The following is a 19,134-nucleotide window of genomic DNA, read 5'->3' as shown; positions in this document are numbered from 1 at the left end:
AAAGAAGCAAACATTAATTTGACTTATCAAGGTTCAGATATTAAAGAGTTGAATGAAGCTTTAAGTAATGCATCTAAAAAAGGAACCTTTTTTATCAGTAATTTCACAAAGCTCATTAATCTTTTTAGTGTCTTTTATCACGGAAAATTGTGTTAAAACTTTATCAAGTTTTATTTGTGGTGCAAGATGAGAACGCTTAAGATTTTTTTCAATAAGCTCATAAATCTTATTTCCATCTGTATTAATATCATCATTATTAAGATAACTTAAATTCAATTTTTGAACTTCCATTTCAGCTAATGCAAGTAAAATCCCTGCTACAACCAAAGGCTTATTCCTATCGTCTAAAGCCCCATAATTTCTTAAATCCTCATGTAATGTGGCAGCAATTTTTTCAATCTCTTCTTTTGTTTTTTTGTTTATTAGATTCTTCCTTTAAAACCTCTCTTTTGTAATATTCTTCTATATTTTTCTCATTTAAAAGCATAAAAGTTTCTATATCTTCCAAAGGTTCTTTTATCAATGCTCCGTTATCTACAAATAAAGGTGTAATTTTATGTTTTTTGCTATCTCCACTTATAGCAATAGCAAAAACTTTTTTATAAGTATTTTGATTTTTAATAATATACTTTGCATACCACAAAGCGCCATTGAGTGCGTAATTTTCTACATCTTTTTGTTCTTGCAAAATGAGATTTTTATCATTATATTTTACATGCTTATTCACATCTACCTTATTTTCAATCACAATTACAAAATCTTTAACAACACCACAATATTCAGGATATCCTTGCTTATTTGTTGATTAAAGATAAACAAATTTAAGGAAAGACTCATTATTTTAATAATAGTATAGAAATTTTACAGATAATCATGAAAATAAGAAAATTTAACAATTGTGTTTCTTTGGCAAATAGTGGAAGTGTTGGTAGTGCGTTTTACTCCCAATTATTATTTGATTAAGTGTCAAATATAGTTTTAATCGAGAAATCAAATAATAAAAGAATTAAAAGAGAAAAATTATTACTTCCTATGGGCTCTAAAGCTAATCCAGATTATGAATTTATGAAAAACTATATGAAAAATGTAGAATATAAAAAATAAAAAATAATAGCTCACTATCAAGAAAATTATAAAAAACCAATATTTCTTAAAGCATTTTTCGCTAAACTTTGTAAATTTTATAAGGTTTAGCGATGAAAAACATTATGATTTTAAGTGGGGCAGGTTTATCCGCTCCAAGTGGTATAAAAACTTTTAGAGCTAGCGGTGGGTTATGGGAAGAGTATGATGTGATGGAAGTTTGCTCTGCAAGTGGTTTTAGAAAAAATCCTAAAAAAGTTTTGGAATTTTATAATAAAAGAAGAAAAGAACTAGCTAGTGTTAAGCCAAATCATGCACATAAAATCATTGCTTTATTAAAACAAAAATTTCCAAAGCAAATTAGCATTTTAACGCAAAATGTAGATGATTTATTAGAGCGAGCAGGCTGTGAAGAAGTGGTGCATTTGCATGGCTTTTTACCTGAGCTTAGGTGCTTAGAATGTGAAAGTATTTTTAACATAGGTTATGAAAGTAGTGATGATAAAATTTGTCCTAAATGCCAAAGCAAAAGTGTAAGGCACAATATCGTGATGTTTGAAGAAATGGCACCAAATTATAAAATTTTGTATGAAAAATTACAAAATTGTGATTTGTTTGTATGTATAGGCACAAGTGGGCAGGTTTTACCCGTGGGAGAGTATGCAAGAGTATGTAAGCAAAGTATATTAAACAATCTTGATGAGGATAAATATTTAGAAAGTAATTTTACTAAAGTTTATATAGAAGATGTTTGCACAGCCATTGATAAAATCAAAATCGATATAGAAAATTTCTTGGAAGCAAAATGTTAGAAGTAATCTTACAAGGTATAGTTTTAGGTATGGGTGTGTCTGTGCCTTTTGGACCTGTAAATATTTTAATCTTAAATACTGCTTTGTCTTCTTTTAAAAATGCTTTTTGTGTTGGGCTTGGTGCTTTAAGTGCTGACATACTTTTTTTGATTTTGATTAACCTTGGGCTTTTAAGCTTTGCAAATAATGAATTTTTTTATAAAATACTAGCTGTTTTTGGCTTTTTCTTTTTGAGTTTTATGGTATTTCTAATGCTAAGAAAAACAAGAAAAGTTGATCTTAACAAGGTAAATAAAACCCATCCTTTAAAGGGTTTTAGCAAAGGATTTTTCTTAAATGTTACAAATCCTTACGTTATAGGCTTTTGGGTGAGTGTAGCAGGACTTAGTATGCAGAGTAAAAACTCTTTTGCCTTGCTTTTTGGTTTGGTGGGTTTTATTGTGTTTTGGATTTTTACTCTATCGTTTTTTGTGTCTAAATTTAAAGCCCTTGTGAAAAACAAACATATATTTTACATTAATCTTTTCTCAGCGTTTATTTTAGAGTATTTTGCTCTTTCTATGCTGTATAAAGCTTTTATAGGATAAAACATGCAAGTAGTTGAAATTTTTAAAGAATTAAGTAAATTTAAATCCATCACCCCAGATGATGATGGGGCGTTAAATTATATCGCAGTGGAGTTAAGTGATTTTGAAGCTTTTTTTATAGAAAAAGAAGGTGTGAAAAATCTTTTACTGACTAAAAAATTTAGTGATGATGGGGAGCATTTGGCTTTTGGTGGGCATGTGGATGTAGTGCCTGCGGGAGAGGGTTGGAGCAGTGATCCTTTTGAACCTTTAGAAAAAGATGGATTTATTTATGTAAGAGGTGCACAAGATATGAAAAGTGGTGTAGCTGCTTTTATGTGTGCGGTTAAGGAAGTAAGAAATTTTAAAGGAAGAATTTCACTTATTTTAACAAGTGATGAGGAAGGTGAGGCTAAATACGGCACGCTTGAAGTGCTTAAATTTATGCAAGAAAAAGATATGCTGCCTGATTTTGCTGTGGTTGCTGAGCCAACTTGTGATAAAAAATTTGGAGATAGTATTAAAATAGGGCGTCGTGGTTCTATCAATGGAAAATTAATCATCAAGGGCAAGCAAGGTCATGTAGCATACCCGCAAAAATGTATTAATCCGGTGCATAATTTTGCTTCTGCTTTGAAATTCTTAGCAGGATTTGACCTTGATCCAGGTGATGAGGTATTTGCGCCATCTAAAATTGTCATTACTGATATACGCGGTGGTATGGAAGTGTGCAATGTAACCCCAAATGATTTGAAATTGATGTTTAATGTAAGAAATTCCCCACAAACTAGCCTAGAAGATATAAAAGCTTATGTAGAAAAGACTTGCGAAGGGCTTGATTATGAGTTGTGTTTAGATCAAAGTTCAAAACCTTTTTTAACACAAAGTGATTCTAAGATCGTGCAAAAACTAAACGAAAGTGTGCAAAAAATTAGCCAAGTGGTACCAGAGCTTAACACTAAGGGCGGTACAAGCGATGCAAGATATTTTGCTGAGTTTGGTGTGAAGGTAGTAGAATTTGGCGTGTGTAATGATAGAATTCATGCAGTTGATGAAAGAGTTAGTATAGAAGAGCTTGAAAAATTGTATTTGGTTTTTAAAGACTTGATAGAGAGTTTTAACTAGGAGTTATATATGGAAAATACAATACTTTCTAATACAAAGAGCGTAGAAGAATGTTTAAAACAAACCTATAATATTGATTTTTATCAAAGAGAATATGTATGGAGTAGAGAAACTGCGAAAATTCTTTTGGATGATATATTTTATAATTTTGATTTGTGTTATGAGGAATATAAAAATAGTGATATCAAAGAAGAAGTTATCAGTAAGTATAATTGGTATTATTTGAATGTATACGTAATAAATAATATAGATGGAAAAAAATATATAGTTGATGGACAGCAGCGTTTAAGCACATTAACCCTTATTGCTTCTAAGCTTCATAATATGATGCAAAATAACAACAAATTAAAAGGATTAGGGGAATTATTAGGTCAATGTGTTTATCATAATAATGGTTATGGATGTACCTTTAATATAGATAATAACAAAAGGCAAAATATTATGAGTCGTATTTTTAAAGCCGAGAATGTTGACATAAGATATAATAGCAAAACAGAGGAAAATCTTGCGAAAATATATAATTATATATCGACATATTTTGATATTAAATTCCAAGATAATGATTTGAAAAAATTGCAATCATTTGCTCTATATTTTCTAAAACGTTTAACTTTGGTTGAATTATCTATTAGTCAAAATGATACTCCTATGATTTTTGAGGTTATTAATGATAGAGGTCAAGCGTTAAAACCTTTTGAGATCTTAAAAGGAAAATTAATAGGTGTTTTAAATAAAACTGATACAGATAGATTTTGCGAAATATGGGATATTGCATTTAAAAAAATATTAGATCATGAAGATGAATTTTTTATTGATTTTATAAAATCAAAATTTATTTTTAAAAGAAATTCTGAGCTAGAAAAAAATATTAATAATTACTATCATCGATTTATATTTGAAAATAACTCAATAGCGGATAATTTAAAACTTAGAAAACAAGATAAAGAACATATTTTGAATATAAAAAGTTTTATTGAAAAAGATATTTCGTATTATGTTGTTTTATACGCAAAGATTATTAAAAGTGATAATGAATTTTTGCGTTATTGTAAAGATATTAATTCTTTATCTGGTCAATATCAAAACATTTTGGCTGCTTGTAAAATAAATGATATAGAAGAAAAAGAAAAAATAGAAACTATTGCAAAAGAATATGATAGGCTATGGGTGCTATTAAAATTAAATGGCATATATGATAGCAATAGTTTTCAAGAAATTACATACAGTCTAAGTGAAAAATTAAAAAATGCTAATTTACAAGACTATCAGAAGATTTTTGATGATACATTGAGAGATATTATTAAAAATAAAAAGAATTTACTAGAGGTCATTTCTTTGCTTGATTATCAAAGTTTTGCTAGTAATAACTATTCAAATACAGCTATAAAATTTTTACGTTATTTATTAGCTAGAGTGGAAAAATTTATTTGTGATAGTATAGGTCAAACATTGCAAAATGATGTTGTTTATATTTCAACAAAAAATATCTACCATATAGAACATATATTAGCTCACAATCAGACTAATATAAAATATTTTGATAATGAAGAAGATTTTAAAGTAAAAAGAAATTTTTTAGGCGGATTATTGTTACTTAATGGTAAGGTAAATATATCTTCTAGTAACGAAGAGTATGATAAAAAATTAAATACATACAGCGGTCATCTTGTTTGGGCGCAATCTCTTTGTAAAAATTTTTATCATAAAAATGTATTATTTTTAAACTTTAATGAAAAATTTTTTGCTGGAGATATAAAATTTGAACCTTATGATAAGTTTGATCAAGATGCATTAGAAAAAAGAACAAAACTTTTATATCAAATTGTAAAAATTATTTGGGAAGTTGATAGATAAATGATTATCAGCGGACAAAAGCTTGAGTTAAAAGAGCTTAGATTTATGGATTATGTTAAAGAAAAGCAATTAAAATAGAATTTATCGCTTTGGGATTAAACGGAGAAATTATCCCAAAGGATAAATTTGAAAATCTAATTTTAAAAGAAAACGATAAGGCAGAAATTGTTATTTTTGTAGGTGGTTGATGAGAATTAAATTTAATGGTAGAGTGATAGATATACATTTTAAAAATACTTTGGAATTTTTTCAAAGCGTGAGTAAAAATGAAAATGATGTATGGATAGTCAATGGCTTTGCGACAAAAGAGAAAATAAAATTAAGCGAAAATGATGAACTTTTTTGTATAGAAAAAAACACTTTACCTCCTTATGAAGCTCTTGATGCGATGATGAGAGCAAGACATACCCCAAAACTTCATGATAAACTTAAAAAAGCAAGTGTAGCAGTTTGTGGCTTAGGTGGGTTAGGGTCTCATATAGCCATAAACTTGGCAAGAAGTGGAGTTGGTAGGCTTCACTTGATTGATTTTGATATAGTTGAGCCAAGTAATCTTAACCGCCAAGCCTATATGATAGAAGATTTAGGTAAATTTAAGGCTGAAGCTTTAAAAGATCAAATTAGTAAAATAAACCCTTTTATAGAAGTTTTTGCTCAAATTTTAAAAATAGAAAAAGAAAATATAGCTGAACTTTTTATAGATGATGATATAGTTTGTGAAGCTTTTGATAGCGCCATATATAAAGCACTTTTAATGCAAAATTTTCATCAAATTTATCCGCATAAAACTTTAATTTGTGCTTCAGGTTTAGCAGGTTATGGAGATAGTAATAGTATACAAACAAGAAAAATTGCCAATAATTTTTATATATGTGGAGATTTAAAAAATGAAGCCAAAATGGGTAATGGACTTATGGCTCCACGAGTAAATATTTGTGCAGGTCATCAAGCTAATTTAGTCTTAGAACTTTTAGCAAACTTTAGTCTTTAAATTAAAGACTAAAGCCAAAAGAAATAAGCAATAATAGCAAGACTAGTTGAGCAAAATATATTTAGTATAATTCCTACTTTTACCATTTCTTGTTGTTTGATATATCCTGTACCAAAAACTATAGCATTTGGAGGTGTTGCAACTGGTAGCATAAATGCACAAGATGCACCTATAGCTATGACTAATGCAAGTCCTAAAGCAGGAACACCTAAAGTATCTGCAATAGATATAAACAAAGGAACAAGTAATGCTGCTGAAGCAGTATTTGATGTAAATTCTGTTAAAAATACTATAAAGAACGCAACAATCAATCCTATAATAAACAAGTGCCCATCTTCTATAAAAGATATAATAGTATCAGCCATTACTTTACTAGCACCTGAATCCCTTAATACAACACTTAGAGTTATTCCACCTCCAAATAGCATTAAAACACCCCAGTCTGTATTTTTTTGTATATTTTTCCAGTCAATAACTCTGAAAGTACAAACTAAAACTGCTGCAAGTAAAGCTATAATAGCATCTAAATTTGCTATTTTGTATCCAAAAAGATTTTCTATAATAGGATTTATTTTTCCACTAAAAATCCAAGATAAAGCCACAATTAAAAATATAATTAAAGTAACAAGTCTCGGTTTAGTAAGTTCTATTTTTTCCGTATGTAAGTTTACTTGCATATTAAATTTTGGCTTAAATACGAAATATAGAATTAAAATCATTGCTGGTAGAAAAACTAGAACAATTGGAATACCATATTTTAGCCATTGAGCAAAATTAATGTGTAATTGCGTAGCAACAATAGCATTAGGAGGAGTTCCTACTATAGTACCTATACCACCTATACTAGCACTAAAAGCTATACCTAAGAGAATAAATACATAAGTATTTCTATTTTTTTCTGGGTCAAGCGAAGCTAACATTCCTATAGCAAGTGGAAGCATCATTGCGGCTGTTGCGGTATTACTCATCCACATTGATAAAAAAGCAGTTGTGATAAAAATATACAAACTAGACAAACCTAAATGTCCTTTAGCAAGAGTTAAAATTTTATGTGCAATGAGTTTGTCTAGTTTTTGATGATGCATTGCAGCTGCTAGAGCAAATCCACCAAAAAATAAAAATATATTAGAGTCAGCAAAACCAGTTAGAGCTTTAGAAGTAGGTAATAATCCTAAAACAGCGGCTAAAACAGGAACTAAAATAGCTGTAATAGTAACATGTAAGGCTTCACTGAGCCATAAAATAGCTATAAAGACTAGTAAAGATAAGCCCTGATTTACTTTAGTTTCTCCAAAAGGCGAAAAATATAGCAAAGCCATAAACAACACTAAATCAGCAACGACTATTAGTGTTTTTGCATTTGAACTCATCAAAGAACTCCTTAATATTGTAATTTAGTAACATATTCTAGGTAATTTTTGTTTTAAAAGTCAATTTTTTATAATTTTTTTTAGATAAATAAATAATTTATGTGAAAAAAAGTAAATCTTGTTTAAAATTATATGTTTTTGGTATAATTCTTGCTATCAAAATCATTAAACTTTAAGGAGAGATGATGATTAAAAGAGTACTTATATTTATTTTGGCTTTATTTTTTAGTGCGTGTGCAGTAAATTCTAATAATAATCAAAAGATTGCTAAAGTTAATGAAGCTATAAAAATTCAAGAACAATGTTATAACCTTTCAGATTCTAAAGCTTATGAAGCAAAAATTAAAGGTCTTGTGTATATTAGTGATGTAGGACTTAAATATTGTTCTAATAAAAGAACTATAGACAAAAGTATTTCTTTGAAAAAAGTATATATTCATAGGATTTATGATTTAAATGAAAATTTAAAATATTCACTTTCAGGGACAAAAAAATATTATATTAATGAAAATTTTAATTATTATTTTTATGTTTTTTTAAAGGAAGAATTGCAAAATAGAGGTATTATTGTAGTAGAAAATATAAGTGATTCTCCTTATGTATTAAAAGTTGATTTGAGCTTTAATGATTTTTACTCTAAATTTGATTCAAATTCTCTTTTTTCTATAATAGCTAGTCAGTTAACATTAAAAGATATTAACACAAATAAAACTATTAATATTAAAACAAGACAAGAGGTAAAAGGATTTTATAAGATTAATGATTTGCCTTTTTTTACCCAGCTTCTTATTAAGCAAGTGGCAAATAAATCCGCAGATATTATAAGTTCTTTGTGAGATGTTTTAATTGTCATGGTTTTTCTCTTACAAGTTTTTGTTCAGCTTGTAGAGAAGAATTGTTGGAATATTCTTTAGGTATTAGAAAACTAGAAGGTAATTTTAAGGTTTATTATTTTTACCAATACGAGCAAATTAAACATTTGATCCACTTTAAGCATAAATTTCAAGGGTATTTTGTTTTAAATGCATTAGCAAAACTAAGTTTTGCTAAATTTAAAGATTTTTTTAATCCTTCCTACGAGATTAATGCTATAGCATTAGATGATAAAACCTATAAAGATTATTCTCATACAGCTATTTTAACTCATCATTTAAAAACTAAATTTATAAAACCCATGTATCATACTTTGCAAGCTAGTTCAGAGATAAAGTATAGTGGTAAGAATTTACAATTTCGCAAAAGCAACAAGAGATTGTATAAACTTTTAAAATACCCAAAATACCCAGTAATTTTAGTAGATGATATTGTAACCACAGGTTTGAGTTTGCTTGAAGCAAAAGAAATTTTAGAAAAAAATAATATTGAAGTACTTTTTGCTTTAGTTTTAGCTAATGCAAAATTTGATATAATGTGAAGATTAATTTTAAGGATTTTTATGGAAAATATTTTTACTAAAGATTCAGATATTGAAAATATAGATATAGAAAGTTCTATAAAAAGTAGTTATTTAGATTATTCTATGAGTGTTATCATAGGCCGTGCTTTACCTGATGCTAGAGATGGTTTAAAACCGGTTCATAGAAGAATTTTATATGCTATGAATGATTTAGGTGTAGGAAGTCGTAGTGCATATAAAAAATCAGCCCGTATAGTAGGGGATGTAATTGGTAAATATCATCCACATGGTGATACCGCTGTATATGATGCTTTAGTTAGAATGGCACAAGATTTTTCTATGCGCTATCCAAGCGTTGATGGGCAAGGTAATTTTGGCTCAATTGATGGAGATGGTGCTGCAGCTATGCGTTATACTGAAGCTAGAATGACAATTTTAGCTGAAGAGCTTTTGCGTGATATAGAAAAAGACACAGTTGATTTTGTACCAAATTACGATGATTCTATGAGCGAACCTGATGTTTTACCTGCTAGAGTTCCAAATTTATTGCTTAATGGTTCAAGTGGTATTGCAGTAGGTATGGCTACTAATATACCTCCACATAGCTTAAATGAGCTTATTGATGGTTTGCTTTATTTAATTGATAATAAAAATGCAAATTTAGAAGAGATTATGCAATTTATTAAAGGGCCTGATTTTCCAACTGGTGGCATTATATTTGGCAAGAAAGGTATTATAGAAGCTTATCGCACAGGTCGTGGTAGAGTTAAGGTAAGAGCAAAAACTCATATAGAAAAAAGAGCAAATAAAGATGTAATAGTCATAGATGAGCTTCCTTATCAGACTAATAAAGCAAGATTAATTGAGCAAATTGCTGAACTTGCCAAAGAAAAGCAAATTGAAGGTATTGCTGAAGTTAGAGATGAAAGTGATAGAGAAGGGATTCGTGTAGTAATTGAACTAAAACGCGATGCTATAAGTGAGATTGTTTTAAACAATCTTTTTAAATCTACTACTATGGAAAGCACTTTTGGTGTGATTATGCTTGCAATACATAATAAAGAACCAAAGGTTTTTTCTTTAATTGAGCTTTTAAATTTATTCTTAAATCACAGAAAAACTGTAATTATTAGAAGAACTATTTATGAATTACAAAAGGCTAGAGCTAGAGCACATATTTTAGAAGGTTTGAAAATTGCTTTAGACAATATTGACGAAGTGATAGCTTTGATTAAAAATTCTCCCGATAACCCAACGGCTAAAAATTTATTAATGCAAAAATTTGGTTTAAGTGAGCTTCAATCGAATGCAATTTTAGATATGAAGCTAGGCCGTTTAACAGGACTTGAAAGGGAGAAAATCGATAATGAATTAAGAGAGTTATTAACAGAAATTGAAAGACTTGATCAAATTTTAAAAAGCGAAACTTTACTTGAAAATTTAATAAAAGATGAATTAAAAGAAATGAGAACAAAATTTGATGTTCCAAGAATTACTCAAATTGAAGATGATTATGATGATATTGATATAGAAGATTTAATACCAAATGAGAATATGGTAGTTACCATCACTCATCGTGGTTATATCAAACGTGTTCCAAGTAAGCAATATGAAAAACAAAAACGTGGCGGTAAAGGCAAAGTTGCAGTTACAACTTATGATGATGATTTTATAGAAAACTTCTTTACAGCAAATACACATGATACTTTGATGTTTGTCACTGATCGTGGGCAACTTTACTGGCTTAAAGTTTATAAAATTCCAGAAGGAAGTAGAACTGCCAAGGGTAAAGCTGTGGTTAATCTTATTAATTTACAAGCAGATGAAAAAATCATGGCAATTATTCCAACCACTGATTTTGATGAGAGTAAATCATTATGTTTCTTTACTAAAAATGGTATCGTAAAACGCACCAATTTAAGTGAATATCAAAATATTAGAAGCGTAGGTGTAAAAGCGATTAATTTAGATGAGAATGATGAGCTTGTTACCGCGATCATCGTAGCAAGAGATGAAAATGAAATTACAAATGCAAACATAGATGAAAGTTTAGAAACAGAAAATATTCTAGAAATTGAAGTAAATGAAAATAGTGAAGAACTAGAAAATATTGTTAGCGGTAAAATGCTTTTTGCAGTTACCAAAAAAGGCATGTGTATTAAATTCCCACTTGCTAAGGTTAGAGAGATTGGTCGTGTAAGTAGAGGAGTTACTGCAATTAAATTTAAAGAAAAAGGCGATGAAGTTGTAGGTGCTGTTGTCATAGAAAACGATACACAAGAGATTTTAAGTGTAAGTGCTAAAGGTATAGGCAAACGCACTGATGCTGGAGAGTATAGACTCCAAAGTAGAGGTGGTAAGGGTGTAATTTGTATGAAGCTTACTGCTAAAACTAAAGATTTAATCGGTATTGTTATAGTAGATGAGAGTATGGATTTAATGGCTTTAACAAGTAGTGGTAAAATGATACGTGTTGATATGCAAAGCATTAGAAAAGCAGGTAGAAACACTAGTGGTGTTATAGTAGTAAATGTTGAAAATGATGAAGTTGTAAGTATAGCTAAGTGTCCTAAAGAAGAGGAAGATTTGGAATTAGAAAATGAAAGTAATATGGATAAACTAAAATAGTAAATTGTTGGAATACTTTTTGCTGTTATATTAATATCAAATAAATTGAAGGTGAAAAAATGAAAAAAGTTATTTTTATGTTTTGTTTGGTTTTGGGTTTTAGTGCTTGTGCACTAGATCAAAGAGGTGTGAATCCAAATAAAGCTCAGTCTGCACAAGCTGCAAGTTCTGATGTTGTGATTCAAAAAGTAGATAAAGATGATGTGCGCAATATCATTAAAGAAGAAAAAATGCTTGCAAATGATATAAGTGCAGATAATGATTTAACTTTTACTGCAGTAGGTGAGGGTATTGCTCCATTAAATACAGTTTCAGTAGGTCAAGCTTTAGCACTAGCTAAAAGAGCAGCTATTACTGATGCTTATAGGCAATTAGCAAGTAAGCTGTATGGTGTAAGAGTAAACGGTAAAGACACAGTAAAAGATGCAATGCTTAAAAGTTCAACCATTACAGCACAAGTAAATGGTTTGATTAAAAATGCAAGTGTTGTTGATCAAGATTTTAAAGATGGTCTTTATAGAGTAAATGTAGAACTTAAAATTGATGCTGACAAGTGGAAAGAATTGTTTGCTTATTAATTTTCATAATTTTTAATGTTGTTGCCCAAGATGAATTCATATTTTGGGCAGAACTTTCTAATAAAAATTTTATTCTTCATCATCAAAATGAAACTATTTCTATGGCTATGACTAAAAGTAAAAATAAAACTTTAGAGTATGCTTGTGAGATAACTTATGTTCAAAATGATTTTAAAGAAAAAATGTATGATGATTTTGGTGTTATAGCAGAAGAAAAAATGACTAAGTTAGACAAATTTAATTTTTTAAATATACATAAAAATGATTTAATTGATTGTTTTTTTAATTCAAAGATAGATGTAAAAGACTTTGTAAAAAGCGAACAAACATACGTGCAAAGTGAAACTTATGTTAGAATTTTACCATTAAGGTTTGTAGTAGAATTTCATGACAATAGTGCTTTTATATATTATCTTAAATAAATACAAAGCTTGTTTTTATTAATTTCAGATAAAATACTTAAAAAAATATTAAGAGTAGAAAATGTATAAAAGTATCCCTCGTTATTTGTTGTTTAAATATATGCGTTTTGATAAAGAACAACCCTTTATAATGTTATCAAAAGCTTTGGCATTTTTAGGCGTGAGCATAGGACTTTGTGTGCTTTTGGTTGCAATGGCTATTATGAATGGTTTTGATAAGGAATTTGAAAAAAAACTTTTTACAATGAATTATCCTATCACGATACTACCGCGTTTTGGAGCAAATGTAGATGAAAAATTAATACAAGAGTTAAAAACTAAATTTCCAAAGTTGGTTTTTAGTCCCTATATTAGCACTCAAGTAATTGCAAGAAATAATTTAAAATTAGAAGGTGGAATGCTATTTGGCGTTAATTTTGAAGATGAGAAAAAAATTAATGAAGTAGTATTAGAAGCCTTAAAAGAGAATACACTACAAGGATTTGATATATTAATAGGTAAAGGTTTAAAAGATGAATTTACTTTAGATTTTAATGATAAACTAACATTGATATTTTCAAATTTAGATGCCAGTGGGTTATCATTGATTCCTAAAATCAAGCGGTTTGATGTAAAGGCAGAATTTTCTTCTGGATTACTTGCATATGATAAAGCTTATATGTATATGGATGCAAAAGTCTTAGCTAAAATTTTATCTTATCCAAAAGGTGTTTATGATGGTATTCATGTGTATTCAACCAAACCATTTGAAGATATCAAACAACTAGATGCTTTTTTGGGGGCAAGATATGCTAGCATAGGTTGGTGGGAGCAAAATGGAAATTTTTTCGCCGCACTCGCTTTGGAAAAAAGAGCTTTATTTATAGTGCTAATGCTTATTATTTTAGTAGCGAGTTTAAATATAGTCAGCTCATTATTAATGATAGTTATGAATAGGAGAAGTGAAATAGCTTTACTACTTTCTTTAGGAGCTAGTAAGCTTGAAATTAAAAAAACATTTTTTTCTTTAGGTTTTCTAATAGGTGGCAGTGGAATTGTGTTAGGGATAATTCTTGCAGGTGTAGTTTTATGGATACTTGGAAATTTTGATATAGTTTCTTTGCCAAGTGATGTTTATGGTATGAGCAAACTGCCATTAGATCTTTCATTAGTTGATTTTTGTTTAACTGTTTTTGGTGCGATTATTATAGTAGGTTTATCATCTTATTATCCTGCTAAAAAAGCAACGCAAGTAGATATTTTAGACACTTTAAGAAACGAATAAATTTCAAAATTTATTCGTTTAAAAATTTTTTTATTTCATTATAGAAATTTTCATAACTTATATCTTTGATGGTTTTTATGAATTTTCCATTTTCATCAATAAGGTAAAATTCGCCACTATGTGCTATAGAATATGTCATAGCAGAATCTTTAAGATCTATTTTTTTATATACAACACCATAATTTTTAGCAACTTTTTCTAATTCTTTTTCATCTTTTGCAACTAATGCTGTAGAGTTTGGATAAAAATATTTAACCCATTGGCTAGTTTGTGTTAAATTGCTATCTCTTTGCGGATCTAGTGAAATAAATAACACATGAGCTTTATCTTTATTTGGCATTTTCTCTAAAACATTTCCAATCAAAGCAAGTTCTGTTGGACAAACATCAGGACAATAGGTATATCCAAAATACACAATGAGTTTTTTGCCTATAAAATCTTTTAAACTAAGTATACCTTTTTCAGAATTTAAATGAAAATTATATTTATTATTTTCAAAATATTGTACAGAAATAAAAAACACTCCAAAAACCACAAAAATTAGTAAAAATAAATTTATTTTTTTCATTATCCTACCTTTTTACATCAAAATCAAAATAAAAATTCAGTGGAGTTTCATCATCAAAAAGTTCTATTCTAAAACGCATAATTTCTAAAGTACAAGAGCTTAAAACCAGTTTAGCATGATAGGTATTATTATTCTTTTTAAATTGTGGAACTATGTCGCCCATATACATATTAAGTCCATAAACCCTAGCGTTTAATTTTTTATAATCCCCTAAATTGCTAATGTTTAAATCTAATTCATCTAAAGTTGTAATTGGTTTAGGGTTTAAAGTAACTAAAACTTGTTTGTTTTTAAAACTATATGTACATTCTTGTGTATTTAAATCACATTCTAGTGGATTTAGAATGGTAATTAATTCTCTTTTTTTAAAGCTACTATCTGTAGAATTAGTATAAAAATAAGCCCCGCATACAGCAAAAACTATAGCAAGAGCAAAAATAAATAAATTTTTCATTATTTTCTAATACTTCTTGAATTTATATTTTTAAGTTCAATAGTACTGTTATCATCAAAATAAAGCGTAAGACTAGCTTTTGTTTGTGGAGTAATATTTTCTTTAAGATTTAGAACCATTATATGTTTTCCGCCTGGTTTAAGTTGAGTACTCGAATTTGCTTTTATAGTAATTTGTGGAATTTGCACCATCATTTTTTTTCCATTTTCCATTATATGATCATGAATTTCAGCTGTATCGCTTAAAGAGCTTTGAGCTTTTATAAGTTTTATATCTTTATTAGAATTATTTTTAAGTTCTAAAAAAAAAGCTGTTGTTTTAGAATTTGGAGGGGTTTGTCTTACATAAGGATTGCTAACTGTAATTTCATTTGCTAAAAGAAAAGTACCTAATAAACTTAAACTTAGTATTTTTTTCATAATGTTCCTTTGAAAATTTAATATTTGTATTATACACGTAATAAAGTTAAAAATATATTTATTGAAAAATACTATAATTAGACTTTTTATTATTTTAATTTTCTTAGAAAGGTTAAAATTGTTTAAAATTATATTTGTATTATGTGGTTTAGCTATATTTGTTAATGCAGATAATCTTGTAAAGATTTATTTAAATGATGGCATTAATGCTGTTGAAAAAATATTAGAGCAAGAATTAGGTAAAAAAGATTTTTGGTTAAATGAAATCAGAGATAAAAATGTAAGTTTAGGATATTACGAAGAAGAAGTAGCGATAGTTTTGACCAACAAAAGTGACAAAGTGATTAGAATTTATCACTATAATGATGGAAAAATTGAAAAGAAATTTATACAAAAAGATGTTTTAACTGGTTTAGCAGGTGATAAAGAGATAGAAGGAGATTTGAAAACTCCTATAGGTTTTTATGAACTAGGTAAGAAATTTTACCCTGGTGATCCATATTATGGTCCATTTGCTTTTGCTACAACTTATCCAAATGTACTTGATAAAACTTTAGGTAAAACAGGTGGGGGGATTTGGATTCATGGTTATCCTCTAGATGGAACTCGTTTGGATACTTATAAAACTAGAGGATGTATTGCAGTTCATAATAATTTACTTGATGAGTTTAATAAATTAGTTGCAGATAGAAAAACATATGCAATGACAGAAGAAAAAAATAAAACTATAACTAATGCAGATGAGATAGCTATTTTATTGGCAAATTTATATGCTTGGAAAGATAGTTGGCAAAAAAACGATATAGAAAAGTATCTTTCTTTTTATGATCAAAAAGTATTTAAGCATAGAAATAAAATTAAATATGATCAGTTTGCAAAAACAAAAGAGAGAATTTTTGCGAAAAAAGAAGAAAAAAATATTAAATTTTCAAATATCAGTATAAGTCCTTATCCAAATATTGACAATGAGAAAATTTTTAGAATAGGTTTTTATGAAGATTATTATACACCAAATTATAAATTCAAAGGTGAAAAAGTTCTTTATGTAAAACTCCAAAATGATAAAATGCAAATATTAGCTGAGCAATAATGGCTTACATAGAAATTGATCGTTTAGCTTATGAACATAATCTTGATTTAATAGCATCTAAAGCGGAAGGTTATGGAAAAGTAATATGTGTTTTTAAGGATAATGCATATGGACATGGGGCTAAAATTTTAGCTCCAATAGCTAAGAAAAAAGGCGTTAATTTTGTAGCAGTGAAAAATGAAGAAGAAGCTAAAAATCTAGAAGATTTTTTCGAAAATATATTAATTTTATCTCATCACCCTCATTTTAATGAAAGTGAAAAATTTATTTATGCCATAAACGATAAAAATGATATAAAAAAAATTAAAAAAAATACAAAAATCCATTTGGTCATAGATACAAATATGCATAGAAATGGTATATTACCTAAAGATATTAAGGAAGTTTTACAGGATTTAAAAAAATACAATTTGCAACTTCATGGAGTAATGATGCATTTTGCGGGTAGTGATGAAATAGATGCTAGTTATTTTGTTCAAAGGCAAAAATTTAAACAAATCAAAGATCAAATTTATAATTTACTTCAAAATAAAGCAAAAAAACTTGTATTTCATTCGCATAATTCTGAAGCATTATTTCGAGCAGATAAACTTGAAGATGATGAATATTGTAGGATTGGACTTGCTCAATTTGGTTATGCATATTTTAATAATAATTTGCGTAAAGTTTTGAGTTTATGGGCTGAAAGATTAAGCCAGAGAGTATTAAAAAAAGGACAATGCGTAGGTTATGGTGGTGTATATAATGCAAAAAAAGATATAGACATTGCTACTTATGATTTAGGTTATGCTGATGGACTTTTTCGTTATAATGGAAAGGAAAAATTTTTATTGCCAAATGGAAAAAGAATACTAGGAAAAATGTCCATGGATAGTTTTTCTTGTGAGGATAGTGGAGAAGTTGTGTGTGTGATAAAAGATGCTAATGATATGGCAAAATTCTTTAATACTATAAATTATGAAATTTTGGTAAAACTTTCTCCATGGCTAAAAAGGGTTGTTATTTAAATAATAAAAACAGAGAGGTGAAAAATGGCATTTTTAAATTGGGCTATTTTAATTTTATTTTTGTTTATAGTATTTTTGTTGATTAATCGCTATGAAAGAAAAATTAAAATTTTATATAAGAATATTGAAATTTTAAAAAATGAATGTAAAAAAAATAGTGAAAATATCGAACAAAATAGAATTTTAATAGAGAAAAATAGACTAAATATTGAAAGTATGAAAAATCAAGATTAAATTTTAATCTTGAAGTATTTTTGCTATCAGCTCTAATGGATGTGAAAATTTTACAGAAATCTTTTCATGTTCTAGAGCATTTGAGATTTGCATTCTACAGGCTGAGCATTCAGCACTAATGATTTCAATATTGCTTTTTTGTATATTTTTAGCTTTTTTGATCCCAACTTCTAAAGCTTTTTTATAGTAGTTAGTTTGCATACTAACACCACCAAAACCACAACATTCATTTGAATCAATAAGTTCTTTAAAAGCATAATTTTGTTTTAATAAAGATCTTGGTTCTTTGAAAATTCCTTGCATTTTTCTAGCATGACAAGGATCATGATAAGTAATACTTGCATTGATTTTTTTCTTTGTTTTTAATAATTCTTCTAAATTTGTATATTCATAAAAATACTTTGTTGCAAGTAAAATTTTACTAGAGATATTTCTTGCTCTTATTGCCCATTCTTCATTTTCTTGCATATGAAAAAAATGTTCATAGTCTATATTGATCATTGCAGAGCAAGTTGCTTCCGGGATAATGATATAATCAAGTGTTTTTAATTTTTCTTCAAAATAGATAATATTTTTTTTCGCTAAAATTTCTACGCTTTTAAAATCACCAGTAAAATAGTGTGGAGCTCCACAGCAAGATTGATCTTTTAATAAATCTACATTGATTTTAAGGTGTTTACATATTTCAAGCAAGGCAAATCCTGTATCAGTATAAGAGTAATTTGATAAACAGCCTATAAAAAGTCCTATAGTTTTTTCACCTTGATTGTTTATAAAATCAGAAGTTGATTCTAAAAAGCTTTTTTTTGCTAAAGAAGGTAGTAAACGATCTTTTTTTATTAAAGGTAAATTGAATTTAGGTTTCATTCCTAAATTGTTATTTTGCAAATTAAATGCACAACTTTGAAAAACATAACCTAATCTTGCTAAAAAATTTAATACTTTTCTATGTCTTAAAAAAAAGAAAACTATTTTTTTATACCAAGCTATTCCAAATTTTTGAGCTATATCATAACGCACTTTTTCAATGACACTATCTACTCTTAAATGATTTGGGCAAACTTCAACGCAATTAGTACATAAAAAACATGATTCAAAAGTTTTTTTAAGATTTTTATCAAGTTCAAGTTCTTGATTTTTATAGGCACCGATTAGATCTAAAAATCCACGAGGAGAAGTAATCTCATCGCGATTTATTTCATGTATGGTGCAAACTGGTATGCACTTTCCGCATTTTACACAAGCATTAGAAATTTCATTAACATTTAACATA

The 19,134-nt window shown here is 28.1% G+C and carries 21 protein-coding genes and 1 pseudogene; 15 read left to right on the top strand and 7 right to left on the bottom strand.

Features of this window, described 5'->3' with window-relative positions:
• Positions 1-60 precede the first annotated feature (60 nt).
• Both CAQ16704_RS08270 and CAQ16704_RS08015 read right to left on the bottom strand, forming a co-directional pair.
• On the bottom strand, positions 61-327 hold the full coding sequence (locus tag CAQ16704_RS08270; protein ID WP_052245020.1) for a hypothetical protein: 267 nt from the start codon (positions 325-327) through the stop codon (positions 61-63).
• A 67-nt stretch (positions 328-394) separates the two neighbouring features.
• Positions 395-748 (bottom strand): hypothetical protein, encoded by a 354-nt coding sequence (locus CAQ16704_RS08015; RefSeq protein ID WP_052245019.1) that lies wholly within the window; start codon positions 746-748, stop codon positions 395-397.
• Positions 749-1,196: 448 nt separating this feature from the next.
• Between CAQ16704_RS08015 and CAQ16704_RS05725 the strand changes: the two genes are divergently transcribed.
• The 6 genes and pseudogenes from CAQ16704_RS05725 to thiF all read left to right on the top strand — a co-directional run bounded on the left by CAQ16704_RS05725 (position 1,197) and on the right by thiF (position 6,431).
• Positions 1,197-1,895, top strand: a complete 699-nt coding sequence (locus CAQ16704_RS05725) for an SIR2 family NAD-dependent protein deacylase (protein WP_039667287.1) — start codon at positions 1,197-1,199, stop codon at positions 1,893-1,895.
• Positions 1,889-2,482 carry a LysE family transporter gene (locus CAQ16704_RS05720; protein WP_039628698.1) on the top strand — a complete coding sequence of 198 codons (594 nt, stop codon included), beginning with the start codon at positions 1,889-1,891 and terminating at the stop codon, positions 2,480-2,482. Before CAQ16704_RS05725 ends, CAQ16704_RS05720 begins: the two co-directional genes overlap by 7 nt.
• A gap of 3 nt (positions 2,483-2,485) precedes the next feature.
• Positions 2,486-3,586: a succinyl-diaminopimelate desuccinylase gene (gene dapE, locus CAQ16704_RS05715; protein ID WP_039667286.1), complete on the top strand. Its 1,101-nt coding sequence runs from the start codon at positions 2,486-2,488 to the stop codon at positions 3,584-3,586.
• Between the two features lie 9 nt (positions 3,587-3,595).
• On the top strand, positions 3,596-5,440 hold the full coding sequence (locus tag CAQ16704_RS05710) for a DUF262 domain-containing protein (protein WP_039667285.1): 1,845 nt from the start codon (positions 3,596-3,598) through the stop codon (positions 5,438-5,440).
• Positions 5,441-5,628: pseudogene (gene thiS / locus CAQ16704_RS05705) on the top strand (sulfur carrier protein ThiS). It abuts the gene before it with no gap.
• A complete protein-coding gene (thiF, locus tag CAQ16704_RS05700) occupies positions 5,625-6,431 on the top strand; it encodes a thiamine biosynthesis protein ThiF (protein ID WP_148308481.1) in 807 nt (268 codons plus the stop codon). Before thiS ends, thiF begins: the two are co-directional and overlap by 4 nt.
• An 8-nt stretch (positions 6,432-6,439) precedes the next feature.
• Here the strand turns inward: thiF and CAQ16704_RS05695 are convergent, their stop codons facing one another.
• Positions 6,440-7,801, bottom strand: coding sequence for a DASS family sodium-coupled anion symporter (locus tag CAQ16704_RS05695; RefSeq protein ID WP_039667283.1), 1,362 nt, complete (start codon positions 7,799-7,801; stop codon positions 6,440-6,442).
• Positions 7,802-7,986: 185 nt separating this feature from the next.
• Between CAQ16704_RS05695 and mapA the strand changes: the two genes are divergently transcribed.
• The 6 genes from mapA (at position 7,987) to CAQ16704_RS05665 (ending at position 14,089) form a co-directional block, all read left to right on the top strand.
• Positions 7,987-8,637, top strand: a complete 651-nt coding sequence (gene mapA / locus CAQ16704_RS05690; RefSeq protein WP_039667282.1) for an outer membrane lipoprotein MapA — start codon at positions 7,987-7,989, stop codon at positions 8,635-8,637.
• The gene (locus CAQ16704_RS05685) at positions 8,634-9,215 is read left to right on the top strand and encodes a ComF family protein (protein WP_039667281.1); all 582 of its coding nucleotides are present in this window, start codon (positions 8,634-8,636) and stop codon (positions 9,213-9,215) included. The genes mapA and CAQ16704_RS05685 overlap by 4 nt, the downstream gene beginning before the upstream one ends.
• Before the next feature lie 21 nt (positions 9,216-9,236).
• Positions 9,237-11,825: a DNA gyrase subunit A gene (gyrA, locus tag CAQ16704_RS05680; RefSeq protein WP_039667280.1), complete on the top strand. Its 2,589-nt coding sequence runs from the start codon at positions 9,237-9,239 to the stop codon at positions 11,823-11,825.
• A 59-nt stretch (positions 11,826-11,884) separates the two neighbouring features.
• A complete protein-coding gene (locus tag CAQ16704_RS05675) occupies positions 11,885-12,403 on the top strand; it encodes an LPP20 family lipoprotein (protein WP_039667279.1) in 519 nt (172 codons plus the stop codon).
• Positions 12,379-12,825: a hypothetical protein gene (locus CAQ16704_RS05670; protein WP_039667278.1), complete on the top strand. Its 447-nt coding sequence runs from the start codon at positions 12,379-12,381 to the stop codon at positions 12,823-12,825. The genes CAQ16704_RS05675 and CAQ16704_RS05670 overlap by 25 nt, the downstream gene beginning before the upstream one ends.
• 61 nt (positions 12,826-12,886) lie before the next feature.
• Positions 12,887-14,089, top strand: coding sequence for an ABC transporter permease (locus CAQ16704_RS05665; RefSeq protein WP_039667277.1), 1,203 nt, complete (start codon positions 12,887-12,889; stop codon positions 14,087-14,089).
• Positions 14,090-14,099: 10 nt separating this feature from the next.
• Here CAQ16704_RS05665 and CAQ16704_RS05660 read toward each other — a convergent pair whose 3' ends face one another.
• Genes CAQ16704_RS05660 through CAQ16704_RS05650 form a run of 3 tightly spaced genes read right to left on the bottom strand, consistent with a single transcriptional unit; the run spans position 14,100 to position 15,530 of the window.
• Positions 14,100-14,657, bottom strand: a complete 558-nt coding sequence (locus CAQ16704_RS05660; protein WP_039667276.1) for a cytochrome oxidase biogenesis protein, Sco1/SenC/PrrC family — start codon at positions 14,655-14,657, stop codon at positions 14,100-14,102.
• 4 nt (positions 14,658-14,661) lie between these two features.
• Positions 14,662-15,111, bottom strand: coding sequence for a hypothetical protein (locus CAQ16704_RS05655; RefSeq protein WP_039667275.1), 450 nt, complete (start codon positions 15,109-15,111; stop codon positions 14,662-14,664).
• Complete coding sequence (locus CAQ16704_RS05650) at positions 15,111-15,530, bottom strand: copper chaperone PCu(A)C (RefSeq protein WP_039667274.1); 420 nt, start codon at positions 15,528-15,530, stop codon at positions 15,111-15,113. The genes CAQ16704_RS05655 and CAQ16704_RS05650 overlap by 1 nt, the downstream gene beginning before the upstream one ends.
• Before the next feature lie 118 nt (positions 15,531-15,648).
• On the opposite strand from CAQ16704_RS05650, the gene CAQ16704_RS05645 reads away from it, so the two are divergent.
• The 3 genes from CAQ16704_RS05645 to CAQ16704_RS05635 are packed head-to-tail and all read left to right on the top strand — an operon-like array spanning position 15,649 to position 17,861.
• The gene (locus tag CAQ16704_RS05645) at positions 15,649-16,620 is read left to right on the top strand and encodes a L,D-transpeptidase family protein (protein ID WP_039667273.1); all 972 of its coding nucleotides are present in this window, start codon (positions 15,649-15,651) and stop codon (positions 16,618-16,620) included.
• Positions 16,620-17,627, top strand: coding sequence for an alanine racemase (locus CAQ16704_RS05640; RefSeq protein WP_039667272.1), 1,008 nt, complete (start codon positions 16,620-16,622; stop codon positions 17,625-17,627). Before CAQ16704_RS05645 ends, CAQ16704_RS05640 begins: the two co-directional genes overlap by 1 nt.
• A 24-nt stretch (positions 17,628-17,651) precedes the next feature.
• A complete protein-coding gene (locus tag CAQ16704_RS05635; protein WP_039667271.1) occupies positions 17,652-17,861 on the top strand; it encodes a hypothetical protein in 210 nt (69 codons plus the stop codon).
• Positions 17,862-17,864: 3 nt separating this feature from the next.
• Here CAQ16704_RS05635 and CAQ16704_RS05630 read toward each other — a convergent pair whose 3' ends face one another.
• Entirely contained in the window at positions 17,865-19,133 is a 1,269-nt protein-coding gene (locus CAQ16704_RS05630) for an anaerobic glycerol-3-phosphate dehydrogenase (RefSeq protein ID WP_039667270.1), read from the bottom strand.
• Between the last annotated feature and the right edge of the window lies 1 nt (position 19,134).

This window comes from Campylobacter sp. RM16704, from assembly GCF_000816245.1.
In the GTDB taxonomy this organism is placed as follows: domain Bacteria; phylum Campylobacterota; class Campylobacteria; order Campylobacterales; family Campylobacteraceae; genus Campylobacter_D.
The sequence above is the reverse complement of the archived record's forward strand: the minus strand, read 5'-3'. Positions and strand labels throughout refer to the sequence as shown.